Source organism: Caulobacter sp. 17J80-11, from assembly GCF_014349105.1.
Classification (GTDB): domain Bacteria; phylum Pseudomonadota; class Alphaproteobacteria; order Caulobacterales; family Caulobacteraceae; genus 17J80-11.
Genome location: NZ_JACSJI010000001.1, coordinates 73,602 through 96,706, shown reverse-complemented (window position 1 = coordinate 96,706; position 23,105 = coordinate 73,602). Strand labels below are relative to the sequence as shown.

Below are 23,105 nucleotides of genomic sequence, written 5' to 3'. Positions count from 1 at the left end.
CGGACGGCTTTGCAAGATCTCGACGTCATTCTGCGCGTGGGCGGCGCGGGCGTGCTCGTCGCCGTCGCCCTGCTGCTGCTGTCCTATGCGCCGCGCGAGCGGCTGTTCCGCTACTTCCTGCCCTTCGCGCTGGGGCTGGCCGGCTTCCTGGGGGTCAACACCCCCGACGACGCCCTTGAGGCCTCGGGACTGGTCCTGAGCGTCGCGCGCGTCTTCAGCGGCAACGCCGTCATCTTCCTCTGGTGGTTCTGCCTTGCGGTGTTCGACGACGACTTCCGCCTGGGCCCGGTGGAGCTCGGCGGCGGCGCGGCCTGGTTTGTCCTGTTCCTGCTGGACCGCGGCTATCTCGGAAGCGGCCTGGAAAACGTCGACCTGTCCTGGCTGCTGATCGGGCTGGGCTCGGCCATGCTGGCGAACCTGGCCTGGCGCATTCTTCGCGGCCTCGAGGGCGACCTCGTCGAGGGCCGCCGCCCGGCGCGGGTGGTCGTGCCGATCGCCGTCGCCGGCCTTGTGCTCACCGATTTCGCGGTCGACGCCTTCCTGGGCTTCAGCTGGATGCCGCACTGGTTCACCCTGGCCCAGAACGCGGCGATCCTGCTCATCGCCGTGCGCTTGGCGCACTGGCTGCTGCGCGCCAATCCCGAGGTCCTGACGCGCCGCCCCGCCGCCACCGCCAGCAGCCCGGCGCCCGTCGCGGCGCCTGCGCCCGCCGCCACGGGTCCGGACGCGCGCCTGCTGCGCCGTCTGCACGCGCTGACGGAGGTCGAGCAGGTCCACCTCGACCCCGAGCTCGACTTCGCGGGCTTCGTCCAGCGCATGGACGCGCCCGAGCCGGCGGTTCGGCGCCTGATCAACCAGCAGCTGGGCCACCGCCACTTCCGTAGCTTCCTGAACGCCTGGCGCGTCGCGGCGGCGAAGCGGGCCCTGCTCGATCCGGCCCTGGCCGACGAGAAGATCGCCTCGCTGGCCTTCGACTCCGGCTTCGCCTCCCTGGCCTCCTTCAACCGCGCCTTCAAGCTGCAGGAAGGCCTGTCGCCCAGCGACTTCCGGGCGCGCGCGCTGGCCTCGGCCGCCGACGGAAATCGTGTTTTGAGGAGCGATCCCGCCGGGATCTGAGGAGCCCCGGCGCGGCGGCCGCGTCTACCGGTCGGGCATGACGACGATCTCCCTCACTCCTCCCGCCTCGACCGGCCGCCGCTGGCTGGTCGCCCTGGCCGCCCTGGCGGTCTTCATCCTGGTCGACAGCATCGGCCTGATCCCCTTCGGCGCCGTCGCGGGCGATTTAACCGGCGTGGCCCGCACGGCGGCCCTGGCCGTCGTCGGCTACGGCCTCTACCTGGCCCTGCCGCTGGCCCTGGCCGCGGCCCTGTTCGGCCCCAGGGCCGCGCCGGGCGCCCTGGGCCTGAACGGGTCCGTCCTTGCCGGCATCGCCGTCGGCGTAGCAGGGACCGCCGTCATGCTGGCCGGCTTCGCCCTGACGGCGCCCTACACGCCGCCGGAAGACCCGTTCAACATCCTGATGCGCCGGGCGCTGCTGCCGGGGATCGCCGAAGAGATCCTCTACCGCGCCCTGCTGTTCGGCTTCCTGTTCCGCTTCGCCCGCTGGGGCTTCTTGCCCGCCGCCCTGGTCGGCGCGGCCTTCTTCGGCGCGGCCCACCTCTACCAGGGCGACACGCCGACGGCGGCGCTGGAGGCGTTCCTGATGACCGGCCTCGGGGCCGTCTGGTTCGCCTGGCTTTATGCCGAGTGGCGCTTCAACCTCTGGGTCCCGATCGCCTTCCACGTGCTGATGAACGGCATGTGGGAGCTGTTCACGTTCGATGAAGCGGCTTTCAGCTCCGCCACGGCGAACGCCCTGCGCCTGGCCGTCATCGTCGTCTCGGTCGTGATCACCGTCGCCGCCGCCCGCCGCCGCGGGGGACGCGTCGTGTGCGGCAAGGCCTGGCTGTGGGGCGGCCCCGCCGACTAGCGACCGCCCCCAAGTTTTGACAGTTTTGTCAATTTAATCTGCACAAAAGAAAGGCCCGCCGCGAGGATCCTCGCGGCGGGCCTTTGCTCTCATTGGAGCGGGCGTTTCCTCCCCGAAACGCCGGAGATCTCGTGCGACTGCGCGCTCGTTGATCTCACGCTGGATACATAAAGCGGTCAAAAAACCGCCATGTCAATCGCCTGCTAAGGCTGTTTCTGCCTCATTCCGTACATGATCAGCGATTAGTTTGCCATATTTGACAAACGCGTCAATTTTGGACGATCCGTCGCACGGTTTCGACCAGGTCGGCGCGGGCGACCGTCTGCTGGCCCGGGCGGGACTCCCGCCATTCCCGGTTGTCGGCCAGGTTCGACGCCAGCTCGCGGCCGAGGTCGAGGTCCTTCACCGTGGCCGTGCCGGCCGCCAGCTCGTCGCCTCCGATGATCACCGCGGCCGGGGACATGCGCCGGTCGGCGTACTTCATCTGCGCCTTCATCCCCGAGGCGCCGAGGTAGACCTCGGCCGGAATGCCGGCGGCGCGCAGCTCGGCGGCGACGGCGAAGTACTCGGCCATGGCCGACTGGTCGAAGACGATCACGACCACCGGCCCGCGCGCGTCGCGCTCCTGGCGGCCTTCCATCAGGGCGATGGCGCGCTGGGCGGCGACCAGGCGGCTGACGCCGAAGGACAGGCCGGTGGCCGGCACGCGCTGACCGGTGAAGCGGGCGACCAGGTCGTCATAGCGGCCGCCGCCGGCGACCGAGCCGAACCTCACCCGCTCGCCACGCTCGTCGACCGTGTCCAGGGTCAGCTCGGCCTCGAACACCGCGCCGGTGTAGTACTCCAGGCCGCGCACCACGGCCGGATCGAACAGGGCGCGCTCCTCGGCCACGCCCATGCCCTTCAGCGCCGCGTCCATGCGGGCCAGCTCGGCGAGGCCCTCCGCCCCTTCGGCCGAGCCGCCGACCACCGGATCCAGACGGTTCAGAGTCTCGGCCCGCGAGGCGCCGACGCCGGCCTGCACGAAGCTGAGAACCGCCTCGATCGCCTTGCCGCCCAGGCCCGCGCCCTTGGTGAAGTCGCCGGATTCGTCCAGACGCCCCTTGCCCAGCAGGTCGCCGACGCCCTTGAGGCCCAGGCGGTCCAGCTTGTCGACCGCGCGCAGCACGATCAGGCGCTGCACCGGGTCAGTGATCTCGGCCTGGCTCATCAGGCCGTTCAGCAGCTTGCGGCTGTTGATCTTCATCACCGCCGAGCCGGCCGGCAGGCCGGCGGCCTCCAGCCCCTCGACGCCCAGCGCCACGATCTCGGCGTCGGCCTCCGGGCGGTCCGAGCCGACCGTGTCGGCGTCGCACTGCAGGAATTCGCGGTAGCGGCCCGGCCCCGGCTTCTCGTTGCGCCACACCGTGCCGAAGGCGTAGCGGCGGAAGGGTTTGGGCAGGCCGTCCCAGTTCTGCGCGGCGAACCGGGCCAGCGGCGCCGTCAGGTCGTAACGCAGCGCCATCCACTGCTCGTCGTCGTCCTGCAGGGCGAAAACGCCCTCGTTCGGACGATCGCTGTCGGGCAGGAATTTGCCGAGCGCGTCGGCGTACTCGAACGACGGGGTGTCCAGCGGCTCGAAGCCGTAGCGCTCATAGACCTTCGACACGGCGTCCAGGATGCGCCGCTCGGCGCGCAGGTCGCGGGCGCGGCGGTCCTGGAAGCCGCGGGGCGAGCGGGCTTCGGGGCGGAAATCGTCGGCGGGTTGGTCGGTCATGGGCGCTCGTCGTCGTTCGGGGAGGAAGTTCGACGGATGGCGCTTCGGCTCAAAGCCCCATCCGCTTTGGGCGGGGGCTCGGCCTTCGGGTCCGGCTTGCTTTAAGCCGCGCGACCCCGGCCCGCGCCCTCCGCAGAGGTCGGGTGGTGGTGGTGCGCGTGATGGTGCGAGCTGCGGATCACGCCGGGGCTATAGCCCACCGGGGCGCGGACGGCTAGCCGCGCCGAAGTCGCGCGATCAGGGCCGTGGTCGACGGATCGTGCGGCTGGGCGGGGCCGCCCTCCAGCTCCGGCAGGATCCGGCCGGCCATCACCTTGCCCAGCTCCACGCCCCACTGGTCGAAGCTGTTGATCCCCCAGACCACGCCCTCGACGAAGGTCTTGTGCTCGTAAAGCGCGATCAGGGCGCCCAGGCGCTCCGGGCTCAGACGATCCAGCAGGATGACGGTCGAGGGCCGATCGCCGGGGAACACCCGCTGGGGCGCCAGCACGTCGATCTCGGCCGCGCTCACGCCCTTGGCCCGCAGCTCCGCGCGCACCTCGGCCTCGCTCCGGCCGACCATCAGCGCCTCGGCCTGGGCCAGGACGTTGGACAACAGCTTGGCGTGCATGCCCGGCGCGCCCTCGCTCGCCTCGGCGACGGCGATGAACTCGGAGGGCACCACGTCCGTGCCCTGATGGATCATCTGGAAGTAGGCGTGCTGGACGTTGGAGCCCTCGTCGCCGAACACCACCGGCGCGGTGCCGTGCGCGACCGGACGGCCGTCCTTGCCGATCCGCTTGCCGTTCGACTCCATCTCCAGCTGCTGGAGGAAGGCGGCGAGCCGGCGCAGGCGATGCGCGTAGGGCACCACCGAGCGGGCGCGGCGGTCCAGGCCGTCGCGGTTGTAGACCTGGGCCAGGGCCAGCAGGGCCGGGGCGTTGCGCTCCAGCGGCGTGGCGTGGAAGTGGGCGTCCATGGCCCGCCCGCCGTCGAGGAAGCCCTGGAAGGCGTCCCAGCCCAGCGCCACGGCCGCCGAGAGGCTGACCGCCGACCACAGGGAATAGCGGCCGCCCACCCAGTCCCAGAAGCCGAACACCCGCTCCGGCGCGATGCCGAAGGCGCCGGTCCTGTCCAGCGCGGTGGAGACGGCGGCCAGGTGCGCCTTGGCCCCCTGCTCGCCCAGCGCGGCGCGCAGCCACTCGCGCGCGGCCTCGGCGTTGGCCAGGGTCTCCTGAGTGGTGAAGGTCTTGGAGACGATCACCACCAGGGTCTCGGCCGGATCGAGGTCGGCGCTGACCAGGGCCAGCTCCGCGCCGTCGACGTTGGCCACGAAGCGCAGGTCGATCTGGGGCTTCAGCGGGCGCAGCGCGTCCCACAGCAGGCGCGGGCCCAGATCGGAGCCGCCGATGCCGATGTGCAGGATCGAGCGGAACGGCCGCCCCGTGGCGCCGCGGATCTCGCCGGAGCGCACGGCTTCGGTGAAGGCGCGCATGCGGTCCAGCACCGCCTGCACCGCCGGGCCGACCGCCTCGCCGGCGGCGCGGAAGCCGTCCTCGACGCGGGCGCGCAGCGCCGCGTGCAGGACCGAGCGTCCCTCGGAGGTGTTGATCGGCTCGCCCGCGAACATGCGCGCGCGGGCTTCCTCGACACCGGCCGCGCGGGCCAGGTTCACCGCCGCGGCCAGGCCGTCGGTCGACCAGGGCTGCTTGGACAGGTCCAGCGTCAGGCCGGCGGCCTCGACCGTCAGACGGTCGAGGCGGTCGGGCTCCTGGCGGAACAGTTCAACGATGGGCGTGCGGGTGTCGGCCGCGCGCTTCAGGCGGGCCCAGGCGTCGGGGAGGCTCATGGGGCCATTCATGCACGCCGTTATCCGAGGCGCCAGTAGAAGCGCGACGTTAAGGAGCCGGCGCTAAGGTTCCCGCGTCCGCACGTTTTTCGGAGCCGCCCGATGTCCTGCGCCCTCGCCCTCGCCGCCGCCCTGGTTGCGACCGACCCCGCCGCCGCGGCGACCCCGGCGCCCCCGCCCGCCTCGCTGGCCACCGAACCGCTCTACGCCGAGATCATCGCCCGCGCCGAGGCGCTGCACGACGAGGTCGCCGCGTTTCGGGGCGCCGGGGTGAAGGGCGCGCCGAAGCCCTGGCCGGGCCTGGCCGGGGTGAAGGCCCAGGCCGCCGCCCTGTCGGAACTGGACATGAAGGGTCACCGCGACCTGGCCGCGCGAGCGGTCGACGGCGACCTGAAGTGCATCCTCAAGGGGATCTCCGAGGACCTGTCGCGCAAGATCGAACAGTTGGAGACCGCGACGACGGGCGCGGACCAGGACGCGGCCCTGTCGGACCTGATCTATCTGCTGGACGACAATTCGGGCGTGCTGCTGGCCCCGCTCAAGCCGCCGGTCTGAGCGACTACGAGGAGCCCAGCAGGGCCGCCGCCAGGGCGGTCAGGCCGAGCGCGAACAGCACGCCGGCGGCGCGACGGATGCGCGGGCGGTAGGGCGACAACGGCGTCGAACGCACGACTCTGGGCTTGATCACGCGGCCCCCTCGAGCGCGTCGATCAGCGCCCCTTCAGTCAACAGTTGCGGCAGCACCACCGGCTCGGCTTCGCCGGAGCGGTACAGCAGGTAAAGCGGCACGCCCGAGCGGCCCTGCTCGGCCAGGGCGGCGGCGATGACGTCGTCGCGACGGGTCCAGTCGGCGACCATGTAGACCACGCCGGTCCGGGCGAAGGCGGCCTTCACCGGGCCGGCCTCCAGCACCCGCTCGTTCACCTTGCAGGTCACGCACCAGTCGGCGGTGAAGTTGACCAGCACCGGGCGGCCCTCGGCGCGCAGCCGGGCCAGGCGCGCGGGCGCGAACGGCTCGGACGGCGTGGCGGTGGCGGCCGCTTCGGCGGGCGTCGCGCTGGGTTCGGCGGCGGCGCCCCAGACGCCCAGGAATATGGCAGCGGCGAAGGCCACGCCCGCTCCGCCCAGCGGCAGGAGGGCGCGGCGGCCCTGGGCGTGCTGGGCCCGGCCGTAGAGGTGCAGCGCCAGGGCCAGCGCCAGCGCCGCCCCGAACAGGAAGGCCAGGCCGAAGTCGCCGCTCTGGCGCGCGAACACCCAGGCCATCCAGGCGGCCGCGGCGTACATCGGGAAGGCCAGCAGCCGGCGGAGCGCATCCATCCACGGCCCCGGCTTCGGCAGGCGGCGCAGCAGGGCGGGCGAGAAGCTTAAGCCCACGAACGGCAGGGCCAGGCCCAGGCCCAGCGCCGTGAACACCGCGAAGGTCAGCACCGGCCCCTGGGCCAGGGCCGCGCCCATGGCCGTGGCCATGAACGGCGCGCTGCAGGGGGCGGCGACCACCACGGCGAGCGCGCCGGTGAAGAAGGCGCCCAGCGCGCCCTCGCGGCGCTGCAGGTCCGCGCCGGCGCCCTGGACCGAGGTCCCGAGCTCGAACACGCCCGACAGGTTCAGCGCCACCGACAGCATCAGCAGCGACAGGAAGGCGGTGGCCCACGGCGACTGCAGCTGGAAGCCCCAGCCGACCGCCTGGCCGGCCGCCTTGGCCGCGATCAGCACCCCGGCGAGCGCCAGGAAGGTGACGACCACGCCGGCCAGGAAGACCAGGGCGTCGCGCCGCGCCGCGCCGGGCGCATGCGCGCGCTCGGCCAGGTGCGCGGCCTTCATCGACAGCACCGGGAAGACGCAGGGCATCAGGTTCAGCAGCAGGCCGCCCAGCAGGGCGAACAGCACCGCGGTCGCGACGCCGAGCCCCGCGCGCGGCGCGGCGGTCGCGCCCGCCTGGTCCGCGCTCGGCGCCGGGCCTTTCCCGGCGGCGATGGCCGGGGCGGCGCCCGGAACCGCGGTGATCTCCCAGGCGCCGGCCTTCGTGGCCAGCACGCCCGCGATCGGGCCGGTCACCCCGGTGAAGCGCGCGTCCGGCTTCAGCGTCAGGGTCAGCCCCTCGGGCCCCCGCTCGATGGTCTGTTCGGCGGCGTGGGCGATCACCCCGCGCTCGTAGGGGAAGAAGTAGGCCCCGGCGGCGTCGGCCCCGGTCAGCGGCCCGCCCCAGGCGGCCAGCTTCAGCGACCCGTTCTGCAGCTGCACGGCGGCATGCAGGCCGGCCGGCTTGGGCGCGGCGGCGAGGGCGTCGGCCACGGCCTGGCCGAAGGTCGCATCCGGCGCGGCCGGGCCCTCGGCGACCTTTACGTCCAGCGCCAGGTCGGCCTGTTCCGGCACGCACAGGGTGTCGCTGCACACGAAGAAGTCCGCGTGCGCCGTCAGGTGCGCGACGTCGCCCGGCTTGGCGTCGGCCGGAACCTGCAGCGGCGTGGGCAGCAGCACCTCGCCGGTGAAGCCGTAGCTCATCAGCTGCTGGGTGCGGATCCGTTGCGGGGCCGGCCACAGGATGTCGCCGGCGCTCCAGCCCTCGGGCAGGGTCCACTTGATCTCGGTCGGGCCGCCGGCGTCGCCTTCGTTGCGCCAGTAGCTGTGCCAGCCGTCGTCCAGCTTCTGGCGCAGCGCCACCCACACGGTGGAGCCCGGCGTCGCGGTCGCCGACATCGGGGCCAGCTCGGCCTCCATGTGGGCCGTGCGCACAGGTTCGGCGCGCGCTGAAAGCGCGCCCGCCAGCGTCGCCGCCGCCGTCACCGCCGCAAGCACCCGTCCGATCACGTCAGGCCCCAAAACCGTCGATAGCTCGACGGCTATATGGCGCGGTTCAGGGCGGAAGGACAGACGACACGGCGCCGTGCGACCTTTCGGAGCGTTGAACCCCGCCAGGCCCGCGACGCCGGGGATTTTCGCGGCCGGGCTCGACACGGGCGCGGCAGGAGCCAAGATGCCGCGCCTGCCGCCTGGAGGAACGCTCGGTGGACTTCGACGAAATGACGATCGGCCAGGTCGCGCCGCTGGGCGCCATCGCGGTCGACGAGGCCGCGGTGGCCGACTTCGCACGCCGCTTCGTGCCCGGCTGGGAGGTCGAAAGCGGCGTCCCGGACGCCATGATCTATGCGGTGTGGACCAAGCTGGAGGCCGACGCCTCGCCGGCCTGGGGGCCGCACAAGCGGCTGGCCGTCGACGCCCTGCGCTGGGCGCGCAACCCGCCCGCCGGCGAACTGCTCCGCGGGCGGATGACCGTGCTGGGCAAGGACAAGGTCGGGGACAACAAGGGGGTGGTCATCGCCCAGCACGACCTGGTCGACGAGGCGGGCCGGCTGGTCTTCTCCTGCCTGACCCGCTCCGTGTTCGCGCGCTAGATGCAAAAAGGGCCTCCCCGACGGGAAGGCCCTTCAGCGTCCGAACTCTGAAGTCGGGACTTAGGCGTTGGCGGCGGTCGGCGCGGCGCGGCTGACGGCCAGGGCGATCAGCTTGTCCCAGCCCAGCAGCGACACCAGGTGGGCGTAGATCTGGCCCAGGGCGCCGTTGTCGCGCAGCTCGGCCAGCTTCTCGATCGGCAGAGCCTTCAGCTTGTCTTCCGAGACGGCGAAGTACTCGGCGATCTTTTGCGGCTGGCCCGGGGTGCCGTCCGGGTTCTGCGGGGTGAACACCGCCTCGCGGACGTCGAACAGGTCGAGGTCCGACAGCAGCTTCACGAAGCTTTCCGTGCGCTGACGCTCGGTCTCGAAGTCCGTGCAGAACTGCATGGCGTTCTTGGTGTAGGCCGACGGCTCGCCATTCTCGAAGAACGGCACGTCCGGCTTGTCGGACACGAACGGCGCGTTGCGGTCCACGCACAGGATCATGCGCTGCTGCTGGTCGTCGTTGGCGAACACGAACGGATAGCGGCGCACGAAGGCCGGGATGTAGGCGTCCATGCGGAACTCGCCGTCGGCGGTGACGAACAGGTTCTCGCCCTGGCGCAGGCCCATGACCGCGATCGGCGACTTCGCGTCGCCCACGAACACGATCGGGTAGGACAGCGAGGCCGGCGCGAACTCCGTGACGGTCAGCGGCACCACGTGCGTCTGGGTGACGAAGCCGTACGGCTTGGCCGTCCGGTTGACGCCGAGCGCGCCGTGCAGCTCGGGATTCAGCGGCTCGGGCTGGCCGTAGAAGAGCACGTTGCCGGTGAGCGCGCCGGCGGCCTGGGTCTGTTCCATGGGACTTTGTGTTCGAAGAATGGCGTAAGGTCGGACTTCGTAGCGGAAGGATCGGCCGGCGGCAACGAAGGTCGCGCCGCGAGCGACCCTAGAGCCTTCCCGTTTCGAATGGGGACCATTCGAAACGGATCAGAAGGCTCTGACTCTTTGGATTAGAGCGCGATGGGTCGCTGAGACCGGCGTCCACTTTCAGCTATCGCGCTCCAGGTCGATCAGAACCGGTAGCTCAGCCCGACGCGCAAGTTGCGGCCCGGCAGGGGCGCGATGTCCTTCAGGAACGAAGCCGCCTCGCGCGCCTCCTCGTCGTTGAGGTTGTGCACCTCCCCGAACAGCACGACCGAATCCGACAGGTTCACCGACCCGGACAGGTTGACCATGGTGTAGGCGTCGGTCGGCAGCTCGAACTGGGCGACCCGGTCCTGCTCGCCGGCGTGGTGGACCTCCAGCGCCGTCTGCCAGCGATCCGTCTCGTACTTCACGCCGACCGTCGCCGACCACGGCGGAATGCGGGCCGGCGGGCCGACGTCGGTCTCGCCGTGCACGTAGTCGCCGGCGCCTGTCAGCGACACGGTCCGCTCGCCGTCGGTCCAGACCCGCCAGGTCATGTCGGTTTCCAGCCCGTAGAAGTCGGCGCCGAGCTGCTGGTACTGGAAGATCTGCAGGCCGGTGTCGGCGTCCACCACTCCGGTCGGCACGGCGTCGATGAAGCCGTCGTAGCGCGCGCCGAACAGGTGCAGGTCGGCGTCGAAACGGTCCGAGACGTAGTGGACCGCCGCCTCGACCGAATTGGCGATCTCGGTGTCGAAGGTCGGGTCGCCGACTTCGAAGGAGGCGGTCGCGACGTGCGGGCCGTTGGCGAACAGCTCGACCTCGGTCGGGGCGCGTTCGTTGCGCGCGAGGGTCAGCCCGAGATAGAGCCCCGTCGCGGGCCGGAAGAACACCCCGCCCGAGGCCGAGAAGTTGGTGAACTCCCGGTCGGCGACGATGCTGTCCAGCTCGCGGCGGTCCAGGCGCACGCCCGCCTCGAAGCCCCAGGCCTGATGGTCGAGCCGCTGGACGGTGTAGATGCCGGCCTCGTCGATGACGGTGGCCGGGACGAAGGCCTCCTCGCCGATGGCGTCGAAGTCGCGGTGCAGGGCCTGCAGGCCGACCGCGCCGTTCCAGCCGCCGCGGGCCTTCTGGACGGCTTCGGCGCGCGCCTCCCAACCCGTGGACAGGAACTCGGTGCCGACCTCGCCGTCCTCCAGCTCGGTGTGCTGATAGTCGGCGTAGCCGGCCGCGCCGGTGAACTTCTCGAACGGGCCGAAGCCGACGTCCAGCTCGCCCTGGGCGTCGTAGCGGGTCTGCTTGAGGTCGATCTTGACGTCTTCCTCGGCGACCGTTCCGTAGCGGCTGTTCGTCTGCGTCACCGCCGCGCCGACATAGCCCAGACCGGTAATGTAGGACGCGCCGGCGCCGTACTCGCTCACGCGCGAGCGGCTGTTCAGCACGATCGACGGGCCGACCCGCGGCACGCCCAGCTCGTTGGCCAGCTGCTGCGAGATGGCCGGGCCGGGGATGTTGTAGTCGTCGGTCTCGCGGTGCATGGCCTCGGCGCCGACCACCCACGGGCCCTCGCCCACCTTGACCGCGCCGCCGACGCTGCGGCCGTTGTCGACGCTGGAGACCTGGGTCGCCAGGCGCCCGTCGGCCAGGCCCTTGGCCGGCTCGCTGGGCACGCGGTCGTCGATGATGTTGACCACGCCGCCGATGGCCGAGCCGCCGTAGGCCAGGGTCGAGGGGCCGCGCACGACCTCCACCCGCTTGGCCCCGGAGGGATCGCTCGCGACCTGGTGGTCCGGGGAGACGGAGCTGGCGTCGATCTGGCCCAGGCCGTTGGTCAGCACCTGCACGCGCGGGCCCGACAGGCCGCGGATCACCGGCCGGCTGGCGCCCGGGGCGAAGGCCGTGGAGCGCACCCCCGGCATGCCGGCGACCAGGTCGCCCAGGCCGACCGACGGCGCGACCGCCAGGTCCTTCTCGTCCAAGACGTCGACGTTGGCGGTCATCGCCTGCTCGGCGACGCCGATGCGCGAGGCGGTGACCACCACCTCTTCGACATTGTCCGACTGGTCCTGCGCGAACGCGGGAGCCACGGTGACGCCGGCGCTCAAAGCGGTGACGGCGACCCCGAACAGGGCGATCCGACAGCTGCGCATCAAACGTTCCTTCCTGCGAAGCTGGAAGTGTTATGAAATAACATTACATCCGGTCAAGTCTGTTGCAGGGCGCGCGGCGCACAGGTAGCCAAGATTCATGGACCACCGCTGTGAACACGTCGCCGCAGGCCGGGTCGGCCTGACCGGCGCGGCCCTGGCCCAGGCGCTCGACCAGGCCGGGTCGCGCTGCGATTCGGGCGGCCAGCGGCTGACCGCGCCGCGTCGTCGCGTGCTGGAGCTGCTGCTCGAGGCGGAAGGCCCGGTGAAGGCTTACGACCTGATCGCCGCCTTCGGCCCGGACGGCGAAGCAGCCAAGCCGCCGACGGTCTACCGGGCGCTGGAGTTCCTGGAGCGCCAGGGCTTCGCCCATCGAATCCAGAGCCTGAACGCCTACGTCGCCTGCCGCCTGGGCGCGGACATCCACGCCGCGGCCTTCCTGATCTGCGACTGCTGCGGCGCCACGCGCGAGATCGAGCCGGCCGGCGCGGACGTGCTGGTCGCCTCGGCCGGGCGCGACGGTTTCGTGGTGGCCAACCTGACGGTGGAGGCGCACGGCCTGTGCGCCGCCTGTCGCGCGAGCTGACTTGCGCCCGGAGCGCGATAGCTGAAAGTGGACGCCGGTTTCAGCGACCATCGCGCTCTAACAAAGGTTCTGGCGCTGGAAAGCCGGTTTCCTGCTTCCTAGCTAACAGTCAACGCGCATTTCGGAGTACGGCATGGACGCCGCCCGATTTCAGGAACCCCGGCGCCGGATGATTCCGATCCGCAGCCCGTGGGGCGACGGCGAGATGGCCGTGCTGGATTTCGGCGATCCGGGCCGGGCGGTCGACGTGGTGTTCCTCCACGCCAACGGCTTCAACGCGCTGACCTACCGCTCCATCCTGGCGCCGCTGTCGGCGTCGCTGCGCATCGTCGCCCCCGACCTGCGCGGCCACGGCGCGACCCGCCTGCCGGCCGAGCCGCGCGGGCGAAGGAGCTGGGACGACTACCGCGACGACCTCGGCGCCTTGCTGGACGTGCTGGGCGGCCCGCCGGTGACCCTGGCCGGCCACTCCATGGGCGGAACCGTGGCCCTGCTGGCCGCGGCCAAACGCCCCCAGCGCGTGTCGAACCTGGTGATGTTCGATCCGGTGATCTGGTCGCCGCTGCAGAGCGCGCTGATGCACCTGCCGGGCGCTCAGACCCTGGGCCGGGCGCGCGCGCCGATCGCCCTGGCCGCAGCGCGCCGGCGCGCCGTGTTCGACAGCCGCGCCGACGCCTTCCAGGCCTACAAGGGCCGCGGCGCCTTCAAGACCTGGCCGGATACGGTGCTGGCCGACTACGTCGCCGGCGGTTTCGTGGAGCGGGCCGAAGGCGGGGTCGAGCTGGCCTGCTCGCCGGAATGGGAGACCTCGAACTTCGTCTCCCAGGCCAACCGCCCGTGGAAGGCGCTCGGCGCCCTGGAGCGGCCGGTGCGCATCCTGCGCGCGCCGCACAGCGTCACCTGCCATGTCGGCGACGCCGCAGCCTTCCGGCGCAAGCATCCGCACGCCACCGTCGAGACGGTGGAGGGATCGCACTTTTTCCCGATGGAACGGGCCGACCTGGTCCGCGACGCCGTCCTCGACGCCGCGGTCTGATTACCAGCCGATCCCCGGCACGAGCCTGGATTCCATCTGGGCGCGCGCGGCCGGGCCGAACGGGGCCAGCTTGCGTGCCTTGAGGTCGAGGCCGGCGGCGACCGCCTCCATCACCGCCCAGGGCTCCCCGCCGACCGGATCCAGCAGCCAGTCGAACCGGCGCGTGGTCTTCTCGGCCACCTCGGCCAGGCCGGCCCGCACGCAGACCTGATCGCCCGCCCGCGGCAGCCGCTCGAACACGAAGCGGCACTCCAGCATCGCTCCACCGCTGGGGCCGGCGTCCGCGGCCGAGGCGTCGAACACGCCCGACAGCAGGTGCCAGGCGGCGTCCGACACGCGCCCCATGAGCGCCTCCGGGCGGGCGCGGCCGAACACGTCGCAATCGCCGGGCCGGACCAGGCCGCGCGCCACGACCGGCAGGCCCAGGCGGTCGGCCTCGGCCCATGAGGCGCTCAGGGCCGCCGGCGCAGGCCCCACGCCGCGGGGCTCGGCCTCGGCCGGACGCGCCACGCGCAGGGCCTCGGCCGCGGCGCGCACCCGCCCCGACCAGGGGAAGGCGCGCCCCTCGGCGGCGGTGACGTGGATCGCGCGCGTGGTGATCGCGGCGCAGGGCTGGCCGGTCAGGCTGTGGGTGAGGATCTGGACGGCGACGAGATCGCTCTCGCCCAGCTCCAGCACGCCCGCGGTCATGTGCAGGGGCGCGCCGACCTGGGCCTCGCGCAGGAAGCGCACGTGGTGCTCGCGGATCAGCAGGGTGGCTTCGGCGTGGGGCGAGAAGGCGTCGGGCATGCCCAGCGCCGCGGCCAGGCCGGCCAGGCCTTCGTAGGCGCGGGCGAGATAGAAGCGCACGTTCAGGTGCCCCATCTCGTCGCATTCCCAGGCGTCGACTCCGCCGCGCCAGACCTCGATCGCCCCGCTCACGCCGACCTCCACCGAAAAGCGCGCGGACTGTGGGCCGCTTCGCCGGCCGGGTAAATCGCTTCAGAGCCAACCTTTGCGGTGGAACCACCACAGCGGCGCCACCGCCGACACGACCATCAGGACGAGCACCGTCGGATAGGCCGCAGCCGAGTGCAGCTCGGGCATGTGCTCGAAGTTCATGCCGTAGATCGAGGCGATCAGGGTCGGGGGCAGGAAGGCCACCGCCGCCACCGAGAAGATCTTGATGATGGCGTTCTGCTCGATGTTGATCATGCCCAGCGCGGCGTCGAGCAGGAAGGTGATGTTGCCGGCCAGATAGGCCGAGTGCTCGATCAGCGACTGCACGTCCCGGGCGGCCGTCCTCAGGCGGTGGCGGGCCTCGACGCTCTTCTCGACGTCGGCGGACAGGGCCGCGAAGCTGGCCATGCGGGAGAGCGTCGCCAGGCTGTCGTGCACCTTGGCGTTGGCGTTCTGGTTGCGCCCCAGCCGGGTCAGGATCTGCTCGAAGCTGGTCGGCCGCCGACGCCCGAACACGGTGCGCGAGATGTCCTCCACCTCGGCCGAGGTGCGCTCCAGATTGTCGGCGGTGCGGTCGACGATGGCCTCGAACAGGCCGACGAAGGTGTCCACGCCCGACTTGCAGGGTTCGGCCTGCCGCTCGAGGTTGGCGACGAAGGTCTTGAACGAGCGCGGCTCGAAATATCGAATGGTCACCAGCCGCCCGCCCGTCAGGACGAAGGTGATCGGGCCCGAGGCCGGCACTTCCGCGTCGACGTTGTAGAGCACGGTTGCGGTCATGTAGGTCGCGCCCTCGTCCAGATAGGCGCGGCTCGAGGCCTCGATCTCGGCCATGTCCTCGCGGGTCGGCAGGGGCACGCCCAGCGCCCGTTCGAGCGCGACGTCTTCCTCGGCGGTCGGGGCGAAGAGATCCAGCCAGACCGCGTCGGCGGGCAGGCTCCAGCCTTCAACCGTCGGATCCACCAGGACGGGCTCCGCCACGCCCGCTCGAACCACCTTCAACATGCGGAACCCCGGTCTCGACGCTGCGGACGGGAGTTGGATAGATGAAGCCGTAGGTGGGGTAAACGCTCCCGCCCAGGTTCCCGGCCGGCTTGTACCAGACCTTCACCCGGCTCCAATCGCCGGCCGGCGAGACGTCCACCATCGTCACGCCCTCCTCGATCTTGCCGCGGCTGCCGCCCCAGTTGGCGTGGCTGACCAGGACGATGCGGTCGGTCAGCACCTGGGTGACCACCGCCACGTGGCCGAGGCGAGCGCCCTTGAACGGCTGGAAGACCAGGACCGCCCCCGACCTGGGCTCGGGGCCGCGTTGATACTTCGCCTTCGCCTGGGACCACCAGGTCCAGGCTTCACCGCGCAGTTGGATGCCGGACTTCTGGCGCGCATAGGGGACGCACTCCCACCAGCTGCGCGAGCCCGGCTCAGCGGCCGGCGGCGGCTGGGCGCGGGCGGACGGGGGGGCGGATCGGGGGATGGGGGACGGGGGCGGCGGGGCGGCGCAGGAAGCCGCCGCGAGCACGCCCAGCACGATCAGGGCGGACGCCTTCATACGCGTACTCTCGGACCCGCAGGGAACGTCCGAGCGTCGGATTGGTGGCGAGAGGCGGGATCCGCCTATCGGCGGATCAGGTACCCGACTTGGCGAGGGCGGCCTTGACCGCGTCGTCCTTGGCGGCGGCGGCCGGCTTGCCCGGGGCCGCCTTCACCGCGGCGTCCTTCGCGGCGACCGGCTTGGCGGCGTCCTTGCCCGCCGGACCGGAAACCTGGGCCATCACCTGGGCGGCCGCGTCCTTGGCCGACTGATAGATGAAGCCGTAGGTCGGATAGACGGTCGAGCCGAGATCGCCGGTCGGGTCGTACCAGACCTTCACCTTCGACCAGTCGCCCTTCTCGGAGACGTCCACCATGGTGACGTTCTCTTCGACCTTGCCGCGGCTGCCGCCCCAGTTGGCGTGGGTGACCTGGACGATCCGGTCGGTCAGCACCTGGCTGACCACGGCCACATGCCCGCGGGTCATCTTGCCGTAGGGCTGGAAGACCAGCACGGCGCCCGCCTGCGGGGTGATTCCGGTGGCGTAGTGGGCGGAGGTCGCCTGCGTCCACCAGGTCCAGGCGTCGCCGAAGATCTGGATGCCGGAGAACGTCCGCGCGAAGGTCACGCACTGCCAGTAAGGATCGGCGTGCGCCGTCCCCACGCCGGCCGTGCCCAGCACGACGGCGCCCGCAGCAACGGCTCCCGCGATCTTCTTCAGCATTCTTCCGGCGTCTCCCCGCCTCGGATCGGAGTCGGATAACCGATAACCGGCAAAGGTTGAAGACCCGTTGTCGCGCTTCAGGCGAGCGCAGGAACCTCCGCTTCGCCCCGGCGGCGATCGGCGAAGGCGCGCATGGCCGCCCGCGCCGGCTTCTCGACCAGGTGGTAGGAGATCATGGCGATCAGCGGAATCGCCGCCACGACCGCAAGCCACACAGGCAGCGGCAGGTGCTCGTCGCCGAGGCCCAGCAGACGCGCGGCGCCGTTCACGGCCAGCAGCTTCCACGGCACGCAGACCATGTAGACCGAGTAGCTGACCTCGCCGAGATAGACGAAGGGCTTGGCCGACAGCACCCGGCCCGCGGCCCCCTTCAGCCCCGCCAGGCCCAGAATCAGCATGCCGAACCAGGCCACGATCAGGGCGTCGGCCAGCTGCAGGGCGGCGCAGGTCACCACGCCGATCAGGGCCGCGGCGCTCAGCAGGGTCGCGGTCGCCGGGCGGCTGGTCGCGCCGGCGCGCCAGGTCAGGTAGACGGCGCAGCCATAGGCGAAGCAGGGCACGATCCGAAGCGCCCCCCAGGCGATGGTCGCCTGGGTCAGCGGGAAGCCGGCCAGGCGCTCGAACCCGGCGTAGAGCAGAGCGATCAGGGCCCAGGCGGCGGCCATCGCCAGCTGCGGCCGGGCGCGCAGGCGCCAGGCGGCCCAGGCGAAGGCGGGGAAGGAGAGATAGGCGAACCACTCGGCCGAGATCGACCAGGAGGGGTGGTTCCAGCCGGCCTGCGGGGCGAAGCCCCAGGCGTGAACCATCAGCAGGTTGGCCGGCAGCGATTCCCAGGACAGCACGTTGGCGTCCACGCCGAAGCCGGCCAGGGTCGCAGCGCCGGCCAGGGCGCCGACGCCCAGCAGGGTGGCCAGATGCAGCGGATAGACCCGCGCCAGCCGCGCCCACAGGAAGCCGCCGTACTTGAACCGGCCCTCGCCCGCCGCCTCCAGATAGACGTGGCAGAGGATGAAGCCGGACAGCACGAAGAACAGCTCCACCCCCAGGTAGCCTTTGGCCACCACGCCCGGCGTGAAGTCGACGGCCAGCTTCGGCCAATAATGGAACAGCACGACCCAGAGCGCCGCCAGGAAGCGCAGCGACGTCAGGGGCTTCAGGTGTTCGGCCGTCATCGGCGCGCGTCCTTGTGTCGAAACGGGTCCGCTCGCGCGGACCAGCTTCGCTCACAGCACGGGCCGTGCCGACAGCCGGTTCAGCGCTTCAGGATGCTGTCGATCCGGCTGTCGACGAGGCCGCCGTCGTTGAGGATACGGTCGATACGACTGTCGGAGGACGCCGGGGCCGCGGCGCGGCGCTTGCGCTTGCGCGGCCGGTCCGGGTCCCACTCGCGCGAACCGCCCTGGGCGCGCATCACCATGGCCGTGATCAACGCGCCCGCGGCGGCGGCGGCCAACATCGGATAGAGCGCGCCCAGGCCGCCGCCGACGATGGCTTCAAGGTCGGCCGCGATCCGGCGGCCGGCCGCAGAGGAGTTCAGATAGATCGACCACGACTGGGTCAGGGATCCCATGCCCAGGTACGAGAGAACGACAGCGGTGCAGGAGATGAAGAGGGCGCCGGCCCGGTTGTGGACGCACAGGCCCACCAAAGCTCCGAACACGGCGACGGCGATAGTGATCCACATGGGTCCACGAGCCTCGGTTACTACGCCCGAGCGTGGACCTGTCGCGGTGCAGGAAGCGTTAAGGTCCGGAGCCGAAAGGGTCGAAATGATCGACGAACTCATCACCCAGGGCGCGGCCCGGACCGGCCTGTCGGAAGCGCAGGTGCGCGCGACCCTGGCGGGCGCGCTGGGGCTGCTGCGCAAGCACGCCGCGCGCGACAAGCTGGACCTGCTGTTCGCTTCCGTCCCGGGGGCCGAGGCGCTGGCGACCTCGCCGGCCGGCCAGATGAAGTCGGGCGGCGGTCTGTTCGGCGGCCTGATGAAGAGCGCCGGCGGGGTGTCCGGGGCGGCCATGGCCGACGCCATGGGCATGCTGGATCGGCTCAAGCGCGACGGCGTCGAGCGCAGTCACCTCAAGGTGCTGATGCCGGTCGCCCAGGACTGGGTGCGCGCGCGCAGCGGCCGCGACCTGCTGCGTGAAACCCTGGAGAGCGTGCCGGGCGTGGGGGCCCTGCTGGCCGGGCGCTAGCGGCCCGGCTCAGCGCACTTCGCCGCTTTCGCCCGAGCGGGCCAGGGCCGCCGTCGACGCGGCGCAGCCCTTCAGGGTCTCCTTGGCCATCGTGACCACCGCGTTCAGCGGATAGGTGCGGTCGCTCATGCCGTCCGAGCACGGCCCGGGCGTGAGGGTCAGGGTCAGGTCGCGCCCGTCGGCGGTGCGTCCGGCGAACACGGCTTGCGCGGCCTGGGCCGTCAGCTTCGGCGACGGGGCCTCGGTCTTCGGCCGGTCGGGACCGGTCAGGGCCATGCCGGCCGCCGTGACGTCCAAACCCCAGAACGGCTCGGTGCCGATCGCCCGCAGCGGCTGGCCCAGGTCGATCCCGGCCAGGCTTGCCGCGACCGGGGCCGGAGCCGGGACGGGCGCCGCCGTCTCGGGCGGGGCGGAGGCCGGCTCGACCGGCGTGGACGGGCTTTCGTGATCGCTGCAGGCGCACAGCAGAAGAACCGCGCCGATGCCGGCGATGGACGCGCGAACGGTCAAGACACCCTCCCTGGAGAGGCGCGCCGCTATCGGCTGCGCCAGCTGCTTTCAACGACGAACTGGCGGGGACCGGCGCAGCCGTTCATGACGTCGCCGGCGAAATTGATCTTGGCCGTGAGCGGATAGGCCCGCGAGCTCAGGCCGTCGGTGCAGGGCCTGGCGACGATCTCCACCTTCAGCGGCGTGCCGACGTCGGCCGTGGTCTCCCAGACCGCCTTGGCCCCCATCAGGACCGGGCCGGGATTGGGCGCGAACAGTTCAGGCCGGTCCAGCCCGGCCATGCGCATGCCGCCCGGGCGGATCTCCAGCCCCCAGAACGACTGGACGCTGATGACGTTGAGCGGCGCGTTCATGTCGACACCGCCCAGCACGATCTGGCCCTTGCCGCGGGTCGGCGGCAGCACGTCGCCCTTCTCGGTCGTGTCCCGCTTCACCGGGGAGCAGGCGCCGAGCGCCGCGACCGCGAGCAGGCAGGAAATCAACAGCCGAGGTTTCATGAGGCGCAACATGCCTCAGCCGCGGATCGGGTCAAGCTGGCGGCGGGTCGCTCCCGACTCGCGTAAGCTGGCGCGATGAACGCGCGCGTCCCCCTCGCCTTCTATGAATTCTTCGCCGGCGGCGGCATGGCCCGGCTGGGCCTCGGGCCGGCCTGGGCCTGCGCCTTCGCCAACGACTTCGACCCTAAGAAGGCGGCCGCCTACCGCGCCAACTTCGAGGCCGAGGACCTGCGCCAGGGCGACGTGTGGGCGCTGAGCGCCGCCGACCTGCCCGGCCGCGCCGACCTCGCCTGGGCGTCGTCGCCCTGCCAGGACCTCAGCCTCGCTGGCGCTCGGGCGGGCCTGGACGGCGGCCGCTCGTCGGCCTTCTGGGGGTTCTGGAAGCTGGTCGAGGAACTGGGCCGCGAAGGCCGCGCGCCCCGCGCCGTGGTGATCGAGAACGTCACCGGGCTTCTGACCTCGCGCCAGGGCGCGGACTTCACCGCCTTGTGCGAAGCCCTGGCGCGCGAGGGCTACCGGTTCGGCGCGATGGAGGTCGACGCCGGCCTGTGGCTGCCGCAGTCCCGCCCGCGCGTGTTCGTGGTGGCCACGCGCGAGCCCTGCCCCATGGGGCGCCCCGGCGCCTTCCACGGCCGCAACGTCATGCAGGCCTTCGAGCGCCTGCCCGATACGCTGAAGGCGGCCTGGGTGTGGTGGGGCCTGGACGCGCCGGCCCGGCGCAACGCCGACCTCGGCGCCGTGCTGGAGCCGGACGCCGCGGTGACGTGGCTGGGCGAAGCGGAGACCGCGCGCCTGATCGAGCTGATGAACCCGGTTCACCGCGCCAAGGTGGACGCCGCGCTGGCCGCCGGCGGCCGTCAGGTCGGCGCGCTGTACCGCCGGGTCCGGGTCGAGCACGGCGTGCGCGCCCAGCGCGCCGAGGTGCGCTTCGACGGCCTGGCCGGATGCCTGCGCACTCCGGCCGGCGGCTCGTCCCGCCAGTTCATCGTCGTGGTCGAGGACGGCCGCGTGCGCGCGCGCCTGCTGACCCCGCGCGAAGCGGCGCGGCTGATGGGCCTGCCCGACGACTACCGCCTGCCGGCGGCGACCACCGCGGCGCTGAAGGTGGCCGGCGACGGCGTGGCCGTGCCGGTCGTGCGCGCCCTGGCCGCCCAGGTGCTGGAGCCGCTTCTGTCGGGCGTCGCCGCCGAAGCCGCCTGAGGAACCCGCCCGGAGCCCCGGTCGCTTGAGCTCGATGAGCTATCTCTTTCTCGCCCTGGCCATCGTCTGCGAGGTGGCGGCCACCTCGGCGCTGAAGGCGTCGGAGGGCTTCACACGCCTGGGACCGTCCGTGGTCGTCGTCATCGGCTACAGCGCCGCCTTCTGGCTGCTGTCGCTGACGCTCAAGACCGTCCCGGTCGGCGTCGCCTACGCAATCTGGAGCGGGGCCGGGATCGTGCTGATCGCGATCATCGGCGCGGTCCGCTTCCGCCAGACGCTGGACCTGCCGGCCGTGGCCGGCATGGTCCTGATCATGGCCGGCGTGCTGGTGATCAACCTGTTCTCGAAATCCACCGTGCGCTGACGGCCGCTCAGAGGAACAGCTTCCGCACCGCGAAATCACGGGCGGCGTTTTCACCGGCCTTCAGCAGGTTGCGCCCCTCGCGGGCCCGGCGGGCGGCGATGGCCCCGGCCGCGAAGGCGGCGCCGGGCGCGGCCCCCTCGCACAGGCCGCGCACCAGCTTTCCCTGCGCGGAGACGTCGTTCATCTGGCCCAGGGCGTCCTGCACCGGCTTCAGGGCGGCGATGAAGTCCCGGGCGCGCTTGCGCCCCTTGCCGCCCGCCGCGAGGCTGCCGAAGAACTCGGCCCCGTAGCGCAGCTTCTTGGCCTGGATGCGCACCCGGTGGCGCGCCTCGGGCGTCAGCTTGTGCAGCTGCGGCCCGCGCTTGCGCAGCTTCTTGCGCCGGCGTTTCAGCTCGTCGGCCGCCAGCTCGAGCACCGGCCGCTGGGCCGCGGGCGTGTCGCGCCAGGCCCCGGCGTGCAGCCAGGCCAGGATGTCGAAGGTCAGGCGCACGAAAGACGCGTCCGCCAGGGCGGCGACCGCGGCGTCGTAGGCGGCCTCGCGCCGGCGCAGGAAGGCCGCGTTCAGCGCCTCCATCTCTTCCGGCTCGGCCCCGTCGGCGTGGAGCTCGCTCTCGAACACGTCCAGGTCGCGGGCGTCGCCGAGCGCGCTCGCGACCCGACGCATCTCGTCCTTCAGGCGGATGGATTCCAGGTCGGTGAACTGGGCCTTGAACAGCGACATGGCCGCCCGCAGCCGGCGTAGCGCCACCCGCGCCTGGTGTACGGCCTCGGGCGCACGCTGCTCGCGCACCAGGCGTTCGTTGCGCAGCAGGTGCAACAGGCAGTTGGCGCCGATGGCGGTGAAGGCCTCGGCCGCGCTCATTTTGCGGTCCAGTTCGAGGGGCGCCGCCTTGGCGAAGCCCTGGCCGTCGCCGATCAGCTCGTAGCCGGCCTCGGACTTGGCGCGGACCGCAAGGCGCAGGGGCACGTCGTCCAGCAGGCGCCGCGCGACCTTCAGCAGGTCCTCCTCGCGGCCCTCCTGCAGTTCCAGCTCCACTTCGATCAGCGGGGTGCGCAGGCCCGGCGCCTCGACGTGGCCTTCGTCCAGGGTGACTTCGAGGCGCGTGCCGCCCTCCTCCATCACCCGCGCCGCCCGCTCGATCACCACGGTGAAGCGCGGCTCGAGCTCGGGCGCCTGGCCGTCGCCGGTCAGCTTGCGCACCAGGTCGCCGCCCGGAAGGCTCAGGTCCGGGGTCTCGCCCTCGATCGGGGCCTCCCACTCGCAGCGCTCGAACAGGCCCGCGCGCGCCGCCTTGGTCTCGGCCTTGATCGTCTGTACCCGGCCGCCGTTCACATGGCGCACGCGCAGGCTGACGCCGGCGTGGTGCAGGGCGTTGTCGGCGGTGTCGAAGTAGGTCGACGACAGCCGCTTGGCCGGCTCCGCCCCCGCGAACAGGGCGTGGCCGCGCAAGGCCGCCAGCTGGCCGGGCGCGACCTCCAGCTTCAGTTCGGTTTCACGCGGCGCGGACTCGGAAATGGCGGTCTCTCCCGGGCTGGGAAA

At 71.9% G+C, this 23,105-nt stretch carries 24 protein-coding genes; 9 read left to right on the top strand and 15 right to left on the bottom strand.

The genetic code is table 11. From position 1 onward, the window contains the following. Positions 1 to 9 precede the first annotated feature (9 nt). Together H8B08_RS00490 and H8B08_RS00485 are read left to right on the top strand one after the other, a co-directional pair. On the top strand, positions 10 to 1,116 hold the full coding sequence (locus H8B08_RS00490) for a helix-turn-helix domain-containing protein (RefSeq protein WP_187448271.1): 1,107 nt from the start codon (positions 10 to 12) through the stop codon (positions 1,114 to 1,116). Positions 1,117 to 1,153: 37 nt separating this feature from the next. Beyond that, positions 1,154 to 1,969 carry a CPBP family intramembrane glutamic endopeptidase gene (locus H8B08_RS00485; protein ID WP_187448270.1) on the top strand — a complete coding sequence of 272 codons (816 nt, stop codon included), beginning with the start codon at positions 1,154 to 1,156 and terminating at the stop codon, positions 1,967 to 1,969. Between the two features lie 268 nt (positions 1,970 to 2,237). Here the strand turns inward: H8B08_RS00485 and hisS are convergent, their stop codons facing one another. Next, positions 2,238 to 3,725 (bottom strand): histidine--tRNA ligase, encoded by a 1,488-nt coding sequence (hisS, locus tag H8B08_RS00480; protein WP_187448269.1) that lies wholly within the window; start codon positions 3,723 to 3,725, stop codon positions 2,238 to 2,240. Between the two features lie 214 nt (positions 3,726 to 3,939). After that, complete coding sequence (gene pgi, locus H8B08_RS00475; RefSeq protein ID WP_187448268.1) at positions 3,940 to 5,553, bottom strand: glucose-6-phosphate isomerase; 1,614 nt, start codon at positions 5,551 to 5,553, stop codon at positions 3,940 to 3,942. Between the two features lie 102 nt (positions 5,554 to 5,655). Here pgi and H8B08_RS00470 point away from each other — a divergent pair, with 102 nt between their 5' ends. After that, a complete protein-coding gene (locus tag H8B08_RS00470) occupies positions 5,656 to 6,108 on the top strand; it encodes a hypothetical protein (protein ID WP_187448267.1) in 453 nt (150 codons plus the stop codon). Positions 6,109 to 6,112: 4 nt separating this feature from the next. Here the strand turns inward: H8B08_RS00470 and H8B08_RS18980 are convergent, their stop codons facing one another. Together H8B08_RS18980 and H8B08_RS00465 are read right to left on the bottom strand one after the other, a co-directional pair. Then, positions 6,113 to 6,241 (bottom strand): hypothetical protein, encoded by a 129-nt coding sequence (locus tag H8B08_RS18980; RefSeq protein WP_255500601.1) that lies wholly within the window; start codon positions 6,239 to 6,241, stop codon positions 6,113 to 6,115. Continuing rightward, the gene (locus H8B08_RS00465) at positions 6,238 to 8,361 is read right to left on the bottom strand and encodes a protein-disulfide reductase DsbD family protein (protein ID WP_370545363.1); all 2,124 of its coding nucleotides are present in this window, start codon (positions 8,359 to 8,361) and stop codon (positions 6,238 to 6,240) included. Before H8B08_RS00465 ends, H8B08_RS18980 begins: the two co-directional genes overlap by 4 nt. 212 nt (positions 8,362 to 8,573) lie before the next feature. Between H8B08_RS00465 and H8B08_RS00460 the strand changes: the two genes are divergently transcribed. Continuing rightward, on the top strand, positions 8,574 to 8,945 hold the full coding sequence (locus H8B08_RS00460; protein ID WP_187448605.1) for an acyl dehydratase: 372 nt from the start codon (positions 8,574 to 8,576) through the stop codon (positions 8,943 to 8,945). A 60-nt stretch (positions 8,946 to 9,005) separates the two neighbouring features. Here the strand turns inward: H8B08_RS00460 and H8B08_RS00455 are convergent, their stop codons facing one another. Further along, complete coding sequence (locus H8B08_RS00455) at positions 9,006 to 9,788, bottom strand: SapC family protein (protein WP_187448266.1); 783 nt, start codon at positions 9,786 to 9,788, stop codon at positions 9,006 to 9,008. A gap of 212 nt (positions 9,789 to 10,000) precedes the next feature. After that, positions 10,001 to 11,986, bottom strand: a complete 1,986-nt coding sequence (locus tag H8B08_RS00450) for a TonB-dependent receptor (RefSeq protein WP_187448265.1) — start codon at positions 11,984 to 11,986, stop codon at positions 10,001 to 10,003. Positions 11,987 to 12,083: 97 nt separating this feature from the next. On the opposite strand from H8B08_RS00450, the gene H8B08_RS00445 reads away from it, so the two are divergent. Both H8B08_RS00445 and H8B08_RS00440 read left to right on the top strand, forming a co-directional pair. Beyond that, positions 12,084 to 12,569, top strand: coding sequence for a Fur family transcriptional regulator (locus tag H8B08_RS00445; protein WP_187448264.1), 486 nt, complete (start codon positions 12,084 to 12,086; stop codon positions 12,567 to 12,569). Positions 12,570 to 12,702: 133 nt separating this feature from the next. Then, positions 12,703 to 13,605, top strand: a complete 903-nt coding sequence (locus H8B08_RS00440; protein ID WP_187448263.1) for an alpha/beta fold hydrolase — start codon at positions 12,703 to 12,705, stop codon at positions 13,603 to 13,605. On the opposite strand, the gene H8B08_RS00435 is transcribed toward H8B08_RS00440, so the two are convergent. The 6 genes from H8B08_RS00435 to H8B08_RS00410 all read right to left on the bottom strand — a co-directional run bounded on the left by H8B08_RS00435 (position 13,606) and on the right by H8B08_RS00410 (position 18,486). After that, positions 13,606 to 14,526, bottom strand: coding sequence for a thioesterase family protein (locus H8B08_RS00435; protein WP_370545362.1), 921 nt, complete (start codon positions 14,524 to 14,526; stop codon positions 13,606 to 13,608). Positions 14,527 to 14,586: 60 nt separating this feature from the next. Further along, a complete protein-coding gene (locus tag H8B08_RS00430) occupies positions 14,587 to 15,525 on the bottom strand; it encodes a magnesium transporter CorA family protein (RefSeq protein WP_370545361.1) in 939 nt (312 codons plus the stop codon). Next, complete coding sequence (locus tag H8B08_RS00425) at positions 15,491 to 16,096, bottom strand: CHAP domain-containing protein (RefSeq protein WP_187448261.1); 606 nt, start codon at positions 16,094 to 16,096, stop codon at positions 15,491 to 15,493. The genes H8B08_RS00430 and H8B08_RS00425 overlap by 35 nt, the downstream gene beginning before the upstream one ends. 76 nt (positions 16,097 to 16,172) lie before the next feature. Then, positions 16,173 to 16,802: a CHAP domain-containing protein gene (locus tag H8B08_RS00420; protein WP_187448260.1), complete on the bottom strand. Its 630-nt coding sequence runs from the start codon at positions 16,800 to 16,802 to the stop codon at positions 16,173 to 16,175. A gap of 77 nt (positions 16,803 to 16,879) precedes the next feature. Continuing rightward, the gene (locus tag H8B08_RS00415) at positions 16,880 to 17,974 is read right to left on the bottom strand and encodes an acyltransferase (protein ID WP_187448259.1); all 1,095 of its coding nucleotides are present in this window, start codon (positions 17,972 to 17,974) and stop codon (positions 16,880 to 16,882) included. 80 nt (positions 17,975 to 18,054) lie between these two features. Continuing rightward, positions 18,055 to 18,486 carry a hypothetical protein gene (locus H8B08_RS00410; protein ID WP_187448258.1) on the bottom strand — a complete coding sequence of 144 codons (432 nt, stop codon included), beginning with the start codon at positions 18,484 to 18,486 and terminating at the stop codon, positions 18,055 to 18,057. 85 nt (positions 18,487 to 18,571) lie between these two features. On the opposite strand from H8B08_RS00410, the gene H8B08_RS00405 reads away from it, so the two are divergent. Beyond that, the gene (locus tag H8B08_RS00405; protein WP_222934241.1) at positions 18,572 to 18,994 is read left to right on the top strand and encodes a hypothetical protein; all 423 of its coding nucleotides are present in this window, start codon (positions 18,572 to 18,574) and stop codon (positions 18,992 to 18,994) included. Between the two features lie 9 nt (positions 18,995 to 19,003). On the opposite strand, the gene H8B08_RS00400 is transcribed toward H8B08_RS00405, so the two are convergent. Both H8B08_RS00400 and H8B08_RS00395 read right to left on the bottom strand, forming a co-directional pair. Then, positions 19,004 to 19,504 (bottom strand): COG3650 family protein, encoded by a 501-nt coding sequence (locus tag H8B08_RS00400; RefSeq protein ID WP_187448256.1) that lies wholly within the window; start codon positions 19,502 to 19,504, stop codon positions 19,004 to 19,006. 26 nt (positions 19,505 to 19,530) lie between these two features. After that, entirely contained in the window at positions 19,531 to 20,001 is a 471-nt protein-coding gene (locus tag H8B08_RS00395) for a hypothetical protein (protein WP_187448255.1), read from the bottom strand. A 75-nt stretch (positions 20,002 to 20,076) separates the two neighbouring features. Between H8B08_RS00395 and H8B08_RS00390 the strand changes: the two genes are divergently transcribed. Then, positions 20,077 to 21,201 (top strand): DNA cytosine methyltransferase, encoded by a 1,125-nt coding sequence (locus H8B08_RS00390; protein WP_187448254.1) that lies wholly within the window; start codon positions 20,077 to 20,079, stop codon positions 21,199 to 21,201. A gap of 34 nt (positions 21,202 to 21,235) precedes the next feature. Next, positions 21,236 to 21,565, top strand: a complete 330-nt coding sequence (locus H8B08_RS00385) for an SMR family transporter (protein ID WP_187448253.1) — start codon at positions 21,236 to 21,238, stop codon at positions 21,563 to 21,565. 7 nt (positions 21,566 to 21,572) lie between these two features. On the opposite strand, the gene H8B08_RS00380 is transcribed toward H8B08_RS00385, so the two are convergent. Beyond that, the gene (locus tag H8B08_RS00380) at positions 21,573 to 23,051 is read right to left on the bottom strand and encodes a CYTH and CHAD domain-containing protein (RefSeq protein ID WP_255500620.1); all 1,479 of its coding nucleotides are present in this window, start codon (positions 23,049 to 23,051) and stop codon (positions 21,573 to 21,575) included. Between the last annotated feature and the right edge of the window lie 54 nt (positions 23,052 to 23,105).

What these genes read in the sequence shown, in the direction of transcription:
- H8B08_RS00445 (WP_187448264.1), top strand. Translation starts at nt 12,084, where the DNA reads ATGGACCACCGCTGTGAACACGTCGCCGCAGGCCGGGTCGGCCTGACC.
- hisS (WP_187448269.1), bottom strand. Translation starts at nt 3,725, where the DNA reads ATGACCGACCAACCCGCCGACGATTTCCGCCCCGAAGCCCGCTCGCCC.
- H8B08_RS00390 (WP_187448254.1), top strand. Translation starts at nt 20,077, where the DNA reads ATGAACGCGCGCGTCCCCCTCGCCTTCTATGAATTCTTCGCCGGCGGC.
- H8B08_RS00405 (WP_222934241.1), top strand. Translation starts at nt 18,572, where the DNA reads ATGATCGACGAACTCATCACCCAGGGCGCGGCCCGGACCGGCCTGTCG.
- H8B08_RS00455 (WP_187448266.1), bottom strand. Translation starts at nt 9,788, where the DNA reads ATGGAACAGACCCAGGCCGCCGGCGCGCTCACCGGCAACGTGCTCTTC.
- pgi (WP_187448268.1), bottom strand. Translation starts at nt 5,553, where the DNA reads ATGAGCCTCCCCGACGCCTGGGCCCGCCTGAAGCGCGCGGCCGACACC.
- H8B08_RS00410 (WP_187448258.1), bottom strand. Translation starts at nt 18,486, where the DNA reads ATGTGGATCACTATCGCCGTCGCCGTGTTCGGAGCTTTGGTGGGCCTG.
- H8B08_RS00395 (WP_187448255.1), bottom strand. Translation starts at nt 20,001, where the DNA reads ATGAAACCTCGGCTGTTGATTTCCTGCCTGCTCGCGGTCGCGGCGCTC.
- H8B08_RS00460 (WP_187448605.1), top strand. Translation starts at nt 8,574, where the DNA reads ATGACGATCGGCCAGGTCGCGCCGCTGGGCGCCATCGCGGTCGACGAG.
- H8B08_RS00450 (WP_187448265.1), bottom strand. Translation starts at nt 11,986, where the DNA reads ATGCGCAGCTGTCGGATCGCCCTGTTCGGGGTCGCCGTCACCGCTTTG.
- H8B08_RS00420 (WP_187448260.1), bottom strand. Translation starts at nt 16,802, where the DNA reads ATGCTGAAGAAGATCGCGGGAGCCGTTGCTGCGGGCGCCGTCGTGCTG.
- H8B08_RS00440 (WP_187448263.1), top strand. Translation starts at nt 12,703, where the DNA reads ATGGACGCCGCCCGATTTCAGGAACCCCGGCGCCGGATGATTCCGATC.
- H8B08_RS00425 (WP_187448261.1), bottom strand. Translation starts at nt 16,096, where the DNA reads ATGAAGGCGTCCGCCCTGATCGTGCTGGGCGTGCTCGCGGCGGCTTCC.
- H8B08_RS00485 (WP_187448270.1), top strand. Translation starts at nt 1,154, where the DNA reads ATGACGACGATCTCCCTCACTCCTCCCGCCTCGACCGGCCGCCGCTGG.
- H8B08_RS00470 (WP_187448267.1), top strand. Translation starts at nt 5,656, where the DNA reads ATGTCCTGCGCCCTCGCCCTCGCCGCCGCCCTGGTTGCGACCGACCCC.
- H8B08_RS00385 (WP_187448253.1), top strand. Translation starts at nt 21,236, where the DNA reads ATGAGCTATCTCTTTCTCGCCCTGGCCATCGTCTGCGAGGTGGCGGCC.
- H8B08_RS00415 (WP_187448259.1), bottom strand. Translation starts at nt 17,974, where the DNA reads ATGACGGCCGAACACCTGAAGCCCCTGACGTCGCTGCGCTTCCTGGCG.